The following is a 14586-nucleotide window of genomic DNA, read 5'->3' as shown; positions in this document are numbered from 1 at the left end:
AGTTTCCTCAACTCCTTCTGTCGGCGTGCCCGCGCATGTGCCGGGGCCGGGCGCAGGACCTGTGCCGACGTCCCTGCCCGTCGGGCGCAGCCTCCTCTATCTGATCTTTGCCGGGGTCGCCTGGGGGACCGCGGGCGCGGCCGCCTCGCTGGTCTTCCAGGTGAGTGATCTCGGTCCTCTGGCGCTGTCGTTCTGGCGCTGCGCGGGCGGTTTGGTGCTGTTGCTGGGTGCGCTGGCGCTGCGTGCCCGGCATCAGCGTCTTACGAGGCGCACGGCCTGGGGCGCGGGACTCGTCGAGCCGCGGCGTCGCCGGCTGCTGCGGATTCTGGCCACGGGCATCGGGCTCACCCTCTTCCAGAGCGCCTACTTCGCGGCCGTCCAGGCGACCGGGCTCGCTGTCGGCACCGTCGTCACTCTGGGCGCGGGTCCCGTTCTGATCGCGGTGGGCGCGCGGCTCACGATGGGCGAGCGGCTCGGGCGGGGCGGTGTCATGGCCGTCACTGGGGCGCTGGCCGGTCTGTCCGTGCTGGTGCTCGGCGGCGAGGGCGGGACGGTGCGGCCGGTGGGCGTTGCCCTCGCTGTGCTCTCCGCCGCCGGGTACGCGGCGATCACCCTGCTGACGCGGTGGCTCGGGCGAGACGGGGGAGGTGGCGACTCGCTGTCCACGACGGCGTGGGCGTTCGCGATCGGGGCGGTGGGGCTGCTGCCGATGGCGCTGGGGGAGGGGCTGCTGCCGCACACCGAGGAACTGGGGCGTGTGGTCTGGCTGTTGGCCTATGTGGCGGCTGTGCCGACGGCGCTTGCGTACGCCCTCTACTTCGCCGGTGCGGCGGTGGTACGGGCCGCGACGGTCTCGGTGATCATGCTGCTGGAGCCGGTGAGCGCGGCGGTGATCGCGGTGACGGTGCTGGATGAGCGGCTGACGTGGGCGACGGTGACGGGGACGTTGCTGCTGCTGTCGGCGGTGGCGGGGCTGGCGGTGGCGGAGACGCGGGTCGGGCGGCGGTAGGGGGTGCGGGGTGGGGGCGCACGCGGCGGGGGCGGCCCCCACCGAGAGGTCAGCTCTGCGCCAGATAGGCCGGTACGCCGATCGACTCGTCCAGGTCCGGCGCCGGGATCGGGGTCCCCTGGCGGGTGATCACGGGGACCACTCCCGTCCAGTACGGCAGCGTCGCGTCCTCCGGGTCGTCGTTCGGGCCGCCCGTGCGCAACTTCGCCGAGACTTCCGTCAGGTCCAGGCGCAGGACCGCCGTCGCCGCCAGCTCCTTGGCGTTGGCCGGGCGGGAGTCGAGCGAGCGGCCCGGGACCACGTGGTCCACCAGGGCGTCCAGGGCCGTGCGCTTCTCTTCGAGGTCCGTCACCTGGTGGGCCGTGCCGTGGACCACGACCGAGCGATAGTTGATGGAGTGGTGGAAGGCCGAACGGGCCAGGACCAGGCCGTCGACATGCGTGACCGTCAGGCATACGGCGAGGCCGGGGTCCGGCTCGCCCGCCATGTGCAGGGGGCGTGAGCCCGTCGAGCCGTGGACGTACAGGTGATTGTCGACGCGCGCATACAGCGTGGGCAGGACGACCGGTGCGCCGTCACGGACGAAACCGAGGTGGCAGACGTAAGCCTCGTCGAGTATCGAGTGGACCTGCTCGCTGTCGTACGCCGCGCGCTCCCGGGCGCGCGTCGGGACGGTGCGTTCGGTCGGCTCGTATGCGTCCGGCATTGCGTACTCCATTGCACTAGTGCATAATCACGTTTGTGCTAGGAGAGTATCGGATCGTAGGACGTCGCGCATCGGAGATTGCCGCCAGCGTCGAGCGCGCGGTCGGCGCGGGTGACCTGGAACCGGGGCAACTGCTGCCGCCCATGCGGGAGTTGGCGACCGATCTCGGCGTCAACCCGAATACCGTCGCGTCCGCATACCGGACGCTGCGCGAGCGCGGGGTGATCGAGACCGCCGGACGCAAGGGCAGCAGGGTGCGCCCGCGCCCGGCCAGTACGGCACGCGGGAGTATCGGGGTCGCCGCGCCTCCCGGCGTGCGGGACCTCGGCGAGGGGAACCCGGACCCGGCGCTGCTGCCGCCGCTGCACGACGCGCTCGCCGCCGCGGCGCAGCGCAATGCGCAGGAGCCCGGTCTGTACGGGCAGGCCCCCGTCGACGCGGAGTTCGGGCGTCTCGCCCGCGCCGCGATGGACGCCGACGGGGTGCCCGACGGGCCGGTCGCCGTCACGTCGGGGTCGCTGGACGCCATCGAGCGCGTACTCGCCGCCCACCTCAAGCCCGGTGACGCCGTCGCCGTCGAGGACCCCGGCTGGGGAAGCCTGCTGGATCTGGTCTCGGCCATGGGGCTGAGGCCCGTGCCGGTGGCGCTCGACGACGACGGGCCGCTGCCGGGCGAGGTCCGCAAGGCGCTCGCCGGCGGAGCCAGGGCCCTGATCGTCACCGACCGCGCCCAGAACCCCACCGGTGCCGCCGTGAGCAAGGCACGCGCGCGTGAACTGCGTGCCGTACTCGCACAGTTCCCCCGCACGCTGCTCATCGAGGACGACCACGGGCACGCGATCGTCGACCTCCCGCTGTACCCCCTCGCGGGGGAGACGGACAGCTGGGCGCTCGTACGCTCCACGGCCAAGGCGTACGGCCCGGATCTGCGCGTCGCCGTGCTCACCGGCGACGCCGTCACCGTCGACCGGGTGATGGGCCGCCAAGGGCTCGGCCCCGGCTGGGTCAGCAGGCTGCTGCAGCGCGCGGTCGTCCAGCTGTGGACGTCCGGCGCGATCGATCCCCTTGAGGTCGCGCGCTCGTACGGGCAGCGGCGTGACGCGCTCGTACAGGCCCTGGCGGAGCGCGGTATCGAGGCCTACGGCCGCAGCGGCATGAATGTCTGGGTGCCCGTCCCCGACGAGACCGGAGCGGTGGCCCGGCTGCTGCACGCGGGCTGGGCGGTCGCGCCCGGGGCGCGCTTCCGGATGTCATCGCCGCCCGCCGTGCGGCTCACCGTCTCGGGCCTGGCGATGAACGAGATCGGTCCGGTCGCCGACGCGGTCGCGGCGGCCGCCGGCCCGGCACCCGCGCGCAGCTACGGCTGAGCAGCGGGCGCCTTCGGCCTGCTCTGCGTCAGTGCCGCGCCCGCAAGGACGATCAGTGCGCCGACCGGGGTGTTCCAGCCGAGCTGCTCGTTCAGTACGGCGACACCCGCGGCGGTGGCGATGACCGGAATGAAGTACGTGACCATCTGCGCGGTCGTCGGTCCGACCTCCGCGACCAGGCCGTACTGCATGAGCAGTGCGAAGCCGGTCCCCAGGGCGCCGAGCGCGATCACCGCCAGCAGCGGGACGAGCGGGAAGGAGGTCGGCAGCGTGGTGAACAGGGGTGTGACCACGGCGAGTTGAACCGTCGCGAGCAGCAGCTGTGCGCCGGTCAGCGAGAGATGTGAGTGGCTGCTGCCGGCCAGTGTGCGGCGGACGTAGATCCAGCCGACCGGATAGCTCAGCGAGGCGAGCAGCGCCATCGCCGTGCCGCCGAAGTCGAGCCCCGAGAAGCCCTGCCAGGCGCCGAGCACCGTGAGCACACCGAGAAAACCGGTACCGAGCCCGGCGACCCGGCGGCGGGTGGGGCGGTCCTCGGAGAGGGCGACCATCGACAGGGCCATGCCCCACAGCGGCGACGTGGCGTTGCAGATTCCGGCGAGGGTCGAAGGGATCGTCAGCTCGGAGTAGGCGAAGAGCGAGAACGGCAGGGCGTTGAGGAGGAAGGCGGCCACGGCGAGGTGCATCCAGGTGCGGATTCCGCGCGGCAGCCGGTCACGCCGGACCGTCATTGCGACGGCCAGCACCGCCGTACCGAAGAAGAGCCGGCCGAAGGTCACTTGAAAGGGGGCGTACGCGCCGGTGCCGACCTTGATGAGAAGAAAGCTGAAGCCCCAGACGGTGGAGAGCACCGCGAACCGGATACGCCAGTCGAGGCGGCGGCGTACGGAGCCGGTCGGGGCGGGGGTGGGCGCGGACGTGGTCCTGGAGGTGGCTGCCGAAGACGTTCTGGAGGGGACTGCGGTGCTCATGACGTCTACGATCCCCTCCCCGATCTCGTAGGACAAGCGAGAATTATTTGCTGCGTTCGCTTAGTATTGCTTACATGTTGAATCTGGAGCGCCTGCGGACCCTCGATGCCCTGGCCCGCCACGGCTCGGTCAGCGGAGCCGCCGACGGGCTGCATGTGACGACCTCGGCCGTCTCCCAGCAGATGGCGAAGCTGGAGCGGGAGGTGGGGCAGCAGCTGCTGGCGAAGAACGGACGCGGAGTCCGGCTCACCGACGCCGGTCAGCTGCTCGCCGACCATGCAGCGCGCATCCTGTCGCAGGTCGAGCTCGCCCAGTCCGACATCGAGGCGCAGCGCGGACAGGTCGTGGGCGAGGTCAGGATCGGGGCGTTTCCGACGGCCGCCCGCGGGCTCTTCCCTGCGGCCCTGACCTCGCTGCGCACGGCCCACCCCGAACTGCGGGTCCGCTCACGCGAGTTGGAGCCCGAGCAGGCGATCAGGGAGGTGGTCCGCGGCGACCTCGACCTGGCCGTGGTGCTCGACTGGAGCAACAAACGACTGCCCATGCCGGGCGGGCTCGCGCAAGCCCATCTGCTCGACGACGTCCCCGATGTCGCCATGCCCGCGGATCATCCGCTGGCGGAGCGTACCGAGGTGGACCTGGAGGAGTTCGCCGAGGACGAGTGGGTGTCCTGGCCGGAGGGCGAATTCTGTTACGAGTGGCTGATGTTCACGCTGCGCTCGAAGGGCTTCGAGCCGCGGATCGCGCACATGGCGGAGGAGCACCACACGCAGCTGGCGCTGATCGAGGCGGGGCTCGGAGTGTGTGTGACGCCGAGACTGGGGCGGGGCTGGGTGCCCGGGGGCGTACGGCTGGTGCCTGTGAGGCAGCGGATGCTCAGGCACATCTACGCGGTGTGGCGGACGGACGCCGACCGCCGACCGTCGATCAGGGCGGCGGTCGCGGCGCTGCGCGAGGCCGCGGGCCGGGCGGGTGGGGACGGCTCAGAGGCCTGACCGCTCGCCTGCCCCGGCACGGAGGACCGACGGCTCACGGACCCGACGGCTCACAGCCCCACCGGCTCACAGGCCCCCGACAGCTCACAGGCCCGACAGTTTTCTGAAGTCCCAGGATGCGATCGCGTCGGGAGTCAGCCGCAGCCACGCGTGCCTGCCGTCGTGCGGCATCTCGTCGAGACCGAAGTTCTTCCGCGCGAACAGGCTTTCCGGTACGTCCAGTTCGGGGCACGGTTCACCGGTGCGCGGCGCCTCGCCGACGAAGACGGCCGTACCGGAGAGCTCCACGCCGCGCAGTTCGCCGTAGTCCTCGCCGTCGTCGATCACCACCGCGATCCGCGGATCGGCCCGCAGCTCGGCCCAGCGGCGGCTGCGGGTGATGGAGTACAGCCACAGCGAGGTTCCGTCCCAGGAGAACCACAGGGCGCTGACATGCGGACGGCCGTCCGCGGATACGGTGGCCACCCGGCAGGTGCGCTGCCCGGCCAGGAACTCGTCCAGCTCGCCGGGCGTCATCATGATGCGACGGCCCCGGCGCTGTGTGACGGCCATGCGCGGCCCCCTCCTCGTGGCTGACCACAGAACTGACTGTGTGTCAGAAATCATGGGGGCTCTTCCGTCATCGCGCAATGGCCGTTACTGTCGCGCGCCCAGTCCCAGTGGCATGAGGGGGAACTGTGCCGTCCTTCGAACAGCTCGCGGAACAGCTCGATCCGGCCACCACCGTGCTGCTCACCGTCGAGTGCCAGCAAGGTGTCGTCGGCAAGGACAGCGCCCTGCCCGAACTCGCCGCACAGGCCCGGTCGTCCGGCGCCCTCCTCCGGGTCGCCCGGCTGGTCGCCGGGGCCCATGAGACAGGCGTACAGGTACTGCACGCGGTCGCCGAACGGCGTCCCGACGGGCGCGGCGCCAACCACAACGCCCGGCTGTTCCGCGCCGCGGCACGGCTGCCCGTACAGCAGCACTCCGGCACGACTGCCGTCCGTATCGCACCTCCGATAGAGGTCGCGGACGAGGATCTCGTCGTACGGAGGCTGCACGGCCTGTCACCCATCGCGGGCACGGACGTCGACGCGCTGCTGCGCAATCTCGGCTGCCGCACCCTCGTCGTCACCGGGGTCTCGGCGAATGTCGCCATCCCCAACGCCGTCTTCGACGCGGTCAACCTGGGCTATACGGCTGTGGTTCCGCAGGACGCCATCGCGGGGGTGCCTGCCGACTACATCCCCGCGATGGTTCGCAACACCCTCGCGCTGGTCGCCACGATCACCACGACAGACGATGTTCTGTCCTGCTGGAAACGGCCTCACCGCGCTGCGGGGAAAGCTACGCCAGCTTGATCGAACCGCCGTCGACGGTGATCGACGCAGACGGCAGCGGCGAAGTCGCAGGCCCCTTCGTGACGCTGCCGTCCGCCGCGCTGAACTGGCTGCCGTGACAAGGGCACTTGATGATGCCGTTCGAGATGTCCTTCACCGCGCAACCCGCGTGCGTGCACTTGGACGAGAACGCCTTGAACTCGCCCGGCTTCGGCTGAGTGACGACCAGATCACCGATGACCTTGCCCCCGCCCTCGGGGATGTCCGCGATCTTGGCGATCTCCTTGCCGCCACCGCCGGCGCCCGCTGCGCCCGCCGGCTGCTCGGCCACCGACTGACTGCCGTCGTCCGAGCTGCCGCACGCCGTCAGTGCGACGGCGAGACCGGCCCCGCCCACCGCGGCGACGACGGTTCGGCGTGTCATGTCCCGCGCCGGCCCCTGCGATCCGCTCATGATGGCTCCCTTTCAACGGTCCCTTCCGGCCCGCACAGCGGCCGGTTCCTGATGTTGTACGAGTGGGCGGGGCGGCACGTTCAGATACCCGGGGAATTCAAGGATTTCTTCATAAAGGCCGCTTCGAGCAGCATGAGGTTGCTCGCCTGGTCCTGCTGAGTCACCAGATGGGTGGCTCCCGAGAGCGGCAGAACCGCGTGCGGGCGGCCCGCCGCCAGCAGCGCCGAGGAGAAGCGCAGCATGTGCGCGAAGACCACGTTGTCGTCGGCGACACCGTGCACCAGCAGCAGCGGACGTGTCAGTTTGTGTGCGTACGGAACGAGCGAGCTGCGTTCGTAGTTCTCCGGCAGCACGTCGGGGTGGCCGAGAAAGCGCTCCTCCCAGTGCGTGTCGTAGAGCCGCCGGTCGGTGGGGGCGGCGCCCGCGACCGCCGCGTGGAAGACCTCCGGGTGGTGCAGTACCGCGCCCGCCGCCAGGTAGCCGCCGTAGGACCAGCCGCGGATCGCCACCGCGTCCAGGTCCAGATCGGGATGGAGCGCGGCCGCCTCGTGCAGCGCGTCGATCTGGTCCTTCAGTACGGGCGTCAGCCGGTCGCCGTGAATGGCCTTCTCCCAGGCCCGGCCCCGGCCGGGGGTGCCGCGGCCGTCCGTGACGAGCACGGCGAAGCCCTGCTCGGCGAACCACTGGGAGACGGCGGTCCACCAGCCGCGTGCCCGCACCACGATTTGGGTGGCGGGTCCGGAGTACGGGTTGAGGAGCACCGGCAGCCTGCCGGAGCCGGGCTCGTACCAGGAGGGCAGGAAGAGCTGGCTGCGCAGCTCGCGCTCGCCGAGGGACAAGAAGCGGGGCCGAGGCGTGACCAGCGGCTCCTCGGCGAGCACGGCGATGCGTCCCACGGGCTTGCCGCCGTGCAGCACGGTCACCGACTGCCCCTCGTCCGTGCCGCTGTCCAGGACGACGGTGTCGCCGCCGACGGCGGCGGTGTGGACGCCGGGCCCTTCGCTGACGCGGACGAAGCCCGCGTCCGGGTCGTGGGACCAGACATGGATCTCGGTCGGATCCTCGCTCGCGGTGAAGAAGAGTCGCTCGCCGACGGTGCCGATGACTTCACGGACCTCAAGTCCGTCCGGCGTGAAGGCCTCCCCGATCCGCAGACCCTGCGTATCGGAGCGGCACCACGGGATGACGGGTGTGCCCGACGGGAGGCGCACGGGAGTGCCAGGCATCAGGGACAGCCACGCCTCGTCACGCGCGTGCCGCAGAATCTCCGTCGTCCCGGTCGCCGGGTCCACGGCCAAGACGTACACCGAGCGCTGATCGCGGGTCTGCACGGAGATCAGCGGGCCATGGCTGTCCCACACCGCCGCCGTGACGTACTCCAAGGTGGGGTCGGTCCATTCCGACTCGACGTGGTCCTCGGTCACCGCTGAAGGGATCTCGACCCTCACCCGCGCCCCGCCGAGGCGCACGATGTGCATCGTCACCTCGGCGTTCGCCGTCCCCGCCGCCGGATACGGCATCGACGTCGGCGGCTTCGTCGGATGCGCGGGGTCGGCGATGTACCAGCGCTGCACCGCGGAGCTGTCCACCCGGGCGACCAGCAGCGCGTCCCCGTCCGGCGACCACCAGTGGCCGCGCGGCCGTCCGATCGACTCCGCCGACACATGGTCGGAGAGCCCATAGGTCACCTCGGGACTCTCGGGCGCGGCGAGCAGCCGGTCGTCGCTCCCGTCGGTGCGTACGACACGGAGTGCGCCGCCGGTGACGTACGCGATCCGCTCGCCGTCCGGCGCGAGACGCGGATCGACCACCGGGCCCGCCGTCGCCATTCTGCGCGGGGGGCCGCCGTCCGTCCGTACGGTCCACAGCTCACCGCCCAGCGCGAAGGCCACGAGCAGGGCCGCGCTGTCGGTCGCGTACGAGACCACGCCCGACGATGTCTCCCTGGCACGCTCCCGGCGGACCTTCTCCGCCTCCGGCACGTCCTCCTCGCCACCCAGAGCGAGGGGATCGGCGAGTACACGCTCCTGTCCGTCCTCGTACAGCCACAGCCTGCTGACGCCGTCCTCGCCACCCGTGCTGCGGACGAACAGCACACGCGAGCCGTCCGGCGAGACGGTGAAACGACGGGGGACACCGAGCGAGAAACGCCGGGTCCGGGCGTACTGACGGGGGAAGTCCTGGGCATCCATGAGGTCTTGCGCGTAATCGGCCATGAGGCATCGTTGGCATGTCGGCGCAGGCCATGACAAGCGAAAACCCGAGCGATCACGCGAGCCGCCCCGAAGTACTGTGGGGCAATGCTCTCCGAAGTCACAGCGACCCGCTACGTCACGCCCCTGCGTGAAGGCGGCTCGCTCCCGGGCATCGTCGAGGCCGACGATCTCGGTACGTACGTCATGAAGTTCACCGGCGCCGGACAGGGCCGCAAGACCCTGGTCGCCGAAGTCATCTGCGGACAGCTCGGCAGGCGGCTCGGCCTGCGGGTGCCCGAGCTCGTGACCATCCAGCTCGACCCCGTCATCGGCCTCGGCGAGCCCGATCAGGAGGTACAGGAGCTGCTGAAGGCCAGCGGCGGGCTGAACCTCGGAATGGACTTCCTGCCCGGCTCGCTCGGCTTCGACCCGCTCGCCTACGAGGTGGACTCGGCCGAGGCCGGCAAGGTCGTCTGGTTCGACGCGCTGATCAACAACGTCGACCGCTCCTGGCGCAACCCCAACATGCTGATCTGGCACGGCGACCCGTGGCTCATCGACCACGGCGCCACTATGATCTGGCACCACAACTGGCCGGGTGCCGCGGCATCGGCGGCCAAGCCGTACGACGCATCCGACCATGTCCTCGCACCCTTCAAGCCGGACATCGCCGCGGCCGCCGCCGAACTCGCGCCGCTGGTCACCGAGGAGCTTCTCACCGAGGTCGCCGCCGACGTCCCGGACGAATGGCTCGTCGACGAGCCGGGCTTCGAGACCACCGACGCGCTGCGCCGCGCCTATGTCGAGACGCTGCTGCCGCGCGCCGCGACGATCCATGAGCGGATCACGCTGAGCGCTCCCTCCAAGCCCCGCCCCTCGCAGGCTCCCGGCTGGCTGACCGAACAACTGACCCCCTGGCCGCACCCGACCAAGAGCAAGAAGGGCGCGGGCGAGTGAGCGAGCGCGATGTCTTCGAGTACGCGCTGCTGCGTGTGGTGCCGCGGGTCGAGCGGGGTGAGTGCTTCAACGCCGGTGTGGTGGTCTACTGCCGCGCCAAGTCCTTCGTCGCCGCCCGTACGTACCTCGACGAGGTGAAACTCAGGGCGCTCGACCCGCGCGCCGATGTGACGGGCGTGCGGGCCGCCCTGCGAGCCGTCGAGGGCGTCTGCCGCGGCGGCGAGTACGCAGGCCAGGCGGCACGTGACGACGCGGGACGCCGCTTCCGCTGGCTGATCGCGCCGCGCTCGACCGTCGTCCAGCCGGGGCCTGTGCACACCGGACTGACCTCCGATCCGGAGGCCGAGGTGGAGCGGCTGCTCGACCTGCTCGTGCGGTGAGTTCCGCCCTGCTCGTGCGGTGAGTTCCGCCCTGCTCGTGCGGTGAGTGACGGGGCGCACCCGGTGGGCCGTTGACACCGGGTGCCAGGGCTTCTAGCGTCTCGTCTGCTGAAGGTACTAAGCGGTCGCTCATCCGTGGGACGTGGGACGTACCGGGTGAACCGCATCCAAGGGCGAGGAGAACCAGCATGTCCACCACCGAGCAGCGCGTCGCGGTCGTGACCGGGGCGGCGCGCGGCATTGGCGCAGCCACCGCGGTACGGCTGGCGGCCGAGGGCCGCGCCGTAGCCGTACTCGACCTCGATGAGGCGGCCTGCAAGGACACCGTCGAGAAGATCACCGCGGCCGGAGGCAAGGCCCTCGCCGTCGGCTGCGACGTCTCCGACAGCGCCCAGGTGGAGGCCGCCGTCGCGCGCGTCGCCGCCGAACTCGGCGCGCCGACGATCCTCGTCAACAACGCGGGCGTGCTCCGCGACAACCTGCTCTTCAAGATGAGCGAGTCCGACTGGGACACCGTGATGAACGTGCACCTCAAGGGCGCGTTCCTGATGGCCAAGGCCTGTCAGAAGCACATGGTGGACGCCGGATTCGGCCGTATCGTCTCGCTCTCCTCCAGCTCGGCGCTGGGCAACCGCGGCCAGGCGAACTACTCCGCCGTCAAGGCCGGTCTGCAGGGCTTCACCAAGACCCTCGCCAAGGAGCTCGGCAAGTTCGGCATCACCGCCAACGCCGTCGCCCCCGGCTTCATCGTCACCGAGATGACGGCCCAGACGGCCGCCCGCGTCGGCATGGGCTTCGAGGAGTTCCAGGCCGCTGCCGCCACGCAGATCCCGGTCGCGCGCGTCGGGTTCCCCGAGGACATCGCCAACGCCATCGCCTTCTTCACGGGCGACGAGGCCGGCTTCGTCTCCGGCCAGGTCATGTACGTGGCCGGCGGACCGCTCAACTGAATCGGGAGACGACGGACATGACCGCAGAGGTACAGGACAGCGGAAAGGTCGCGCTGATCACGGGCGCGAGCCGCGGCATCGGCTACGGCATCGCCGAGGCGCTCGTCGCCCGCGGCGACCGGGTGTGCATCACCGGCCGTGGTGAGGACGCGCTCAAGGAGGCCGTGGAGAAGCTCGGCGCCGACCGTGCGATCGGCATCGCGGGCAAGGCCCACGACGAGGCCCACCAGGCTGCCGCCGTGGAGCGCGCGATGGAGGCCTTCGGCCGCGTCGACTTCCTGATCAACAACGCCGGTACGAACCCGGTCTACTCCCCGATGGCCGAGCTCGACCTGAATGTGGCGCGCAAGGTGTACGAGACCAATGTGATCTCGGCGCTCGGTTTCGCCCAGCAGACCTGGAAGGCCTGGCAGAAGGAGAACGGCGGTGCGATCGTGAACATCGCCTCCGTCGCCGGTCTCGCCCCTTCGCCCTTCATCGGTTCCTACGGCATGAGCAAGGCGGCGATGATCAATCTGACCGTGCAGCTGGCGCACGAGTTCGCGCCGGGTGTCCGGGTCAACGCGATCGCACCGGCAGTGGTCAAGACCAAGTTCGCCCAGGCGCTGTACGAGGGCAGGGAGGCCGAGGCGGCCGCGGCCTACCCCCTCGCGCGCCTCGGTGTGCCGGAGGACATCGGCGGAGCGGCAGCATTTTTGACTTCTGACCAGTCGGACTGGATCACGGGGCAGACGCTGGTCGTCGACGGGGGTATCTTCCTCAATGCCGGAGTGCACTGAGGGCCCTCAGGCGTTTTGTTCCTGAATGAGTCAAGTGCCCTGCCGGGCCAGCAGATTGACCCGGCGGGGCGCTGCGGTATGGTCGGCCGACCCATGGCTGAACGAGGAGCGTGCACGTGTTCTACCGGACCTGCCTGCAGGCCGCTGCAGCCCTAGCGTCCATATCTCTGCTGGCCGGATGCAGTGTCTTCGCTGGTGAGGGCGCCAATGGCGAGCAGAAGATTACGGTCGGTACGACGAGTGAGCCCACGACTCTCGACCCTGCCGCCGCCTGGGACGGCTCATGGGAGTTGTTCCGAAATGTCTTCCAGACGCTGGTGAGCTTCCCGACCGGGAGTACCACGCCGCAGCCCGACGCCGCGAAGCTGTGCCGCTTCTCCGACTCGACCAACAAGCTCTTCGAGTGCGAGCTCCAGTCGGGGCTGACCTTCTCCAACGGCGACAAACTGGACGCCGCGGCGGTCAAGTACTCCATCGACCGGATCCAGAAGATCGATGTGAAGGGCGGTCCGAGCGGTCTGCTCGGCTCCCTGGACAAGGTCGAAGCGGCCGGCGACCGCATTGTGAAGTTCCACCTCAAGACGCCGGACGCCACGTTCCCGTTCATCCTGGCCACGCCCGCGATGTCCATCGTCCCGCCCGACCAGTACCCGGCGGACAAGCTCCGTGAGGATGGCGGGCTGACCGGTTCGGGGCCGTATGTCCTGAGTTCGTATGACAAGGGCGATAAGGCTGAGCTGACCAAGAATTCCAAGTATGAGGGGTTCGCGAAGGTCAAGAACTCGGCCGTCACGATCCGCTACTTCAAGGACTCCGACGTGCTGTTCGGAGCTCTCAAGAAGAAGAAGGTCGACGCGATCTACCGCGGTCTGACCGCGCCGGCGGTCGTCGAGCTGCAGAAGAAGCTGCCGGAGGACGAGGGCCTCCAGCTCATCGAGACGGTCGGCGCCGACATCCGCTACCTGGTCTTCAACTCCAAGGACCCGATGGCGGGCAAGCTCGCCGTACGCCGCGCGATCGCCCAGATCGTCGACCGCGGCGCGCTGGTCGCCAAGGTCTACCAGGGCACGGCCGAGCCGCTGTATTCCATGGTCCCCAAGGGCATTTCCGGCCACACCACCGAGTTCTTCGACCGCTACGGCGAGCCGAATGTCGCCAAGGCGCGGGAACTCCTCAAGGACGCGGGTATCACCAAGCCGGTGCCGCTGACGTTCTGGTACTCCTCCGACCGCTACGGCTCCGCCGCCACCCCCGAGTTCGCCGAGCTCAAGCGGCAGCTCGACGCCACCGGCCTGTTCAAGATCACGGTGCAGGGCAGGCAGGAGAAGGACTTCCAGAAGGGCTACAAGGCGGGCGAGTACCCCGTCTTCGGCCGCGGATGGTTCCCCGACTTCCCGGACCCGGACAACTTCATAGCGCCGTTCGTCGGCCAGAAGAACGTGCTCAACATTCCGTACGAGAGCCCCGAGATCACCGACCAGCTGCTGCCCGCGTCCCGGCGCGAGAGCAACCGCGGCGCGGTCACGAAGCAGTTCGAGCGGGCGCAGGAGATCCTCGTCGACGATGTGCGCCTGCTACCGCTGTGGCAGGGCAAGCTGTACGTCGCCTCCAGCGAGGAGATCGGCGGCGGTGAGCGCGCGCTCGACCCGCAGACGGTCATGCAGATGTGGGAGCTCTACCGCAAGGCCAGCTGGTAGACGCCATTGTCAGTGGCCCCCGGTAGGTTCTGTGGTCGAGAACTGGTCCCATTCCGGAGGTTGTTGACGTGACCGACACCGACATGCTGCCCGAGTCCTGGCGCGGCGTCCTCGGCGAAGAGCTGCAGAAGCCCTACTTCAAGGAGCTCGCCGAGTTCGTCGAGGAGGAGCGGGCCAAGGGGCCGGTCTATCCGCCGCGCGACGAGGTCTTCGCCGCCCTCGACGCGACACCGTACGACCAGGTCAAGGTCTTGATTCTCGGCCAGGACCCGTACCACGGAGAGGGGCAGGGGCATGGCCTCTGCTTCTCCGTGCGGCCGGGTGTCAAGACCCCGCCCTCCTTGCGGAACATCTACAAGGAGTTGCAGGCGGAGCTGGGCCACCCCATCCCGGACAACGGCTATCTGATGCCGTGGGCCGAGCAAGGTGTCCTGCTGCTCAACGCGGTGCTGACGGTGCGGGCGGGCGAAGCCAACTCCCACAAGGGCCAGGGATGGGAGAAGGTGACGGACGCGGTGATCAGCGCCGTGGCCTCGCGGCCCGACCCTGCCGTCTTCGTCCTGTGGGGCGCGTACGCACAGAAGAAGCTGCCCGTCATCGACGAGACGCGGCATGTGGTGGTGAAGGGCGCCCACCCCTCGCCGCTCTCGGCGAAGAAGTTCTTCGGCTCCCATCCCTTCACGCAGATCAACGAGGCGGTGGCCGCCCAGGGCCACGAACCCATCGACTGGCGGATCCCGGACCTCGGCTGAGCGTTCGCGCACCCGGCTGACAGGCTCGGGCCCGTGCCCGAGCCTGAACGGCATT

15 protein-coding genes are annotated in these 14586 nt (G+C 69.8%); 10 read left to right on the top strand and 5 right to left on the bottom strand.

The window, feature by feature from the left end; genetic code table 11:
* Positions 1-61 precede the first annotated feature (61 nt).
* On the top strand, positions 62-1009 hold the full coding sequence (locus tag ABZS64_RS31510; RefSeq protein ID WP_355837104.1) for a DMT family transporter: 948 nt from the start codon (positions 62-64) through the stop codon (positions 1007-1009).
* A 49-nt stretch (positions 1010-1058) separates the two neighbouring features.
* Here ABZS64_RS31510 and ABZS64_RS31505 read toward each other — a convergent pair whose 3' ends face one another.
* Positions 1059-1727 (bottom strand): pyridoxamine 5'-phosphate oxidase family protein, encoded by a 669-nt coding sequence (locus tag ABZS64_RS31505; RefSeq protein WP_355837103.1) that lies wholly within the window; start codon positions 1725-1727, stop codon positions 1059-1061.
* A 23-nt stretch (positions 1728-1750) separates the two neighbouring features.
* Here ABZS64_RS31505 and ABZS64_RS31500 point away from each other — a divergent pair, with 23 nt between their 5' ends.
* Positions 1751-3082: an aminotransferase class I/II-fold pyridoxal phosphate-dependent enzyme gene (locus ABZS64_RS31500; RefSeq protein ID WP_355837101.1), complete on the top strand. Its 1332-nt coding sequence runs from the start codon at positions 1751-1753 to the stop codon at positions 3080-3082.
* Here the strand turns inward: ABZS64_RS31500 and ABZS64_RS31495 are convergent.
* On the bottom strand, positions 3073-4089 hold the full coding sequence (locus ABZS64_RS31495; RefSeq protein ID WP_355837099.1) for a DMT family transporter: 1017 nt from the start codon (positions 4087-4089) through the stop codon (positions 3073-3075). The genes ABZS64_RS31500 and ABZS64_RS31495 overlap by 10 nt on opposite strands.
* Before the next feature lie 38 nt (positions 4090-4127).
* Between ABZS64_RS31495 and ABZS64_RS31490 the strand changes: the two genes are divergently transcribed.
* A complete protein-coding gene (locus tag ABZS64_RS31490) occupies positions 4128-5048 on the top strand; it encodes a LysR family transcriptional regulator (protein WP_355837097.1) in 921 nt (306 codons plus the stop codon).
* A gap of 84 nt (positions 5049-5132) precedes the next feature.
* On the opposite strand, the gene ABZS64_RS31485 is transcribed toward ABZS64_RS31490, so the two are convergent.
* On the bottom strand, positions 5133-5600 hold the full coding sequence (locus ABZS64_RS31485) for a pyridoxamine 5'-phosphate oxidase family protein (protein WP_355837095.1): 468 nt from the start codon (positions 5598-5600) through the stop codon (positions 5133-5135).
* 125 nt (positions 5601-5725) lie between these two features.
* Here ABZS64_RS31485 and ABZS64_RS31480 point away from each other — a divergent pair, with 125 nt between their 5' ends.
* Positions 5726-6388: a cysteine hydrolase gene (locus ABZS64_RS31480; protein ID WP_355837093.1), complete on the top strand. Its 663-nt coding sequence runs from the start codon at positions 5726-5728 to the stop codon at positions 6386-6388.
* Here ABZS64_RS31480 and ABZS64_RS31475 read toward each other — a convergent pair.
* Together ABZS64_RS31475 and ABZS64_RS31470 are read right to left on the bottom strand one after the other, a co-directional pair.
* Positions 6375-6821 (bottom strand): Rieske (2Fe-2S) protein, encoded by a 447-nt coding sequence (locus ABZS64_RS31475; RefSeq protein ID WP_355837091.1) that lies wholly within the window; start codon positions 6819-6821, stop codon positions 6375-6377. The genes ABZS64_RS31480 and ABZS64_RS31475 overlap by 14 nt on opposite strands.
* 80 nt (positions 6822-6901) lie before the next feature.
* Positions 6902-9037 (bottom strand): prolyl oligopeptidase family serine peptidase, encoded by a 2136-nt coding sequence (locus tag ABZS64_RS31470; RefSeq protein WP_355837089.1) that lies wholly within the window; start codon positions 9035-9037, stop codon positions 6902-6904.
* A gap of 84 nt (positions 9038-9121) precedes the next feature.
* On the opposite strand from ABZS64_RS31470, the gene ABZS64_RS31465 reads away from it, so the two are divergent.
* The 6 genes from ABZS64_RS31465 (at position 9122) to ung (ending at position 14531) form a co-directional block, all read left to right on the top strand.
* Complete coding sequence (locus ABZS64_RS31465) at positions 9122-9973, top strand: HipA family kinase (RefSeq protein ID WP_355837087.1); 852 nt, start codon at positions 9122-9124, stop codon at positions 9971-9973.
* The gene (locus tag ABZS64_RS31460) at positions 9970-10353 is read left to right on the top strand and encodes a DUF3037 domain-containing protein (protein ID WP_355837085.1); all 384 of its coding nucleotides are present in this window, start codon (positions 9970-9972) and stop codon (positions 10351-10353) included. Before ABZS64_RS31465 ends, ABZS64_RS31460 begins: the two co-directional genes overlap by 4 nt.
* A gap of 188 nt (positions 10354-10541) precedes the next feature.
* A complete protein-coding gene (fabG, locus tag ABZS64_RS31455; protein WP_355837084.1) occupies positions 10542-11303 on the top strand; it encodes a 3-oxoacyl-ACP reductase FabG in 762 nt (253 codons plus the stop codon).
* Positions 11304-11320: 17 nt separating this feature from the next.
* Positions 11321-12082: an SDR family oxidoreductase gene (locus tag ABZS64_RS31450; protein WP_355837082.1), complete on the top strand. Its 762-nt coding sequence runs from the start codon at positions 11321-11323 to the stop codon at positions 12080-12082.
* A 116-nt stretch (positions 12083-12198) separates the two neighbouring features.
* Positions 12199-13779 (top strand): ABC transporter substrate-binding protein, encoded by a 1581-nt coding sequence (locus ABZS64_RS31445; RefSeq protein WP_355837080.1) that lies wholly within the window; start codon positions 12199-12201, stop codon positions 13777-13779.
* Between the two features lie 68 nt (positions 13780-13847).
* Entirely contained in the window at positions 13848-14531 is a 684-nt protein-coding gene (ung, locus tag ABZS64_RS31440; protein ID WP_355837078.1) for a uracil-DNA glycosylase, read from the top strand.
* Positions 14532-14586: the final 55 nt, after the last annotated feature.

The organism is Streptomyces sp. NPDC005408, from assembly GCF_040606445.1.
GTDB lineage: Bacteria > Actinomycetota > Actinomycetes > Streptomycetales > Streptomycetaceae > Streptomyces.
Note: the sequence above shows the minus strand (reverse complement) of the source record. Positions and strands in the feature narration are given on the sequence as shown.

What these genes read in the sequence shown, in the direction of transcription:
- ABZS64_RS31505 (WP_355837103.1), bottom strand. Translation starts at nt 1,727, where the DNA reads ATGGAGTACGCAATGCCGGACGCATACGAGCCGACCGAACGCACCGTC.
- ABZS64_RS31490 (WP_355837097.1), top strand. Translation starts at nt 4,128, where the DNA reads ATGTTGAATCTGGAGCGCCTGCGGACCCTCGATGCCCTGGCCCGCCAC.
- ABZS64_RS31485 (WP_355837095.1), bottom strand. Translation starts at nt 5,600, where the DNA reads ATGGCCGTCACACAGCGCCGGGGCCGTCGCATCATGATGACGCCCGGC.
- ABZS64_RS31475 (WP_355837091.1), bottom strand. Translation starts at nt 6,821, where the DNA reads ATGAGCGGATCGCAGGGGCCGGCGCGGGACATGACACGCCGAACCGTC.
- ABZS64_RS31470 (WP_355837089.1), bottom strand. Translation starts at nt 9,037, where the DNA reads ATGGCCGATTACGCGCAAGACCTCATGGATGCCCAGGACTTCCCCCGT.
- ABZS64_RS31465 (WP_355837087.1), top strand. Translation starts at nt 9,122, where the DNA reads ATGCTCTCCGAAGTCACAGCGACCCGCTACGTCACGCCCCTGCGTGAA.
- fabG (WP_355837084.1), top strand. Translation starts at nt 10,542, where the DNA reads ATGTCCACCACCGAGCAGCGCGTCGCGGTCGTGACCGGGGCGGCGCGC.
- ABZS64_RS31450 (WP_355837082.1), top strand. Translation starts at nt 11,321, where the DNA reads ATGACCGCAGAGGTACAGGACAGCGGAAAGGTCGCGCTGATCACGGGC.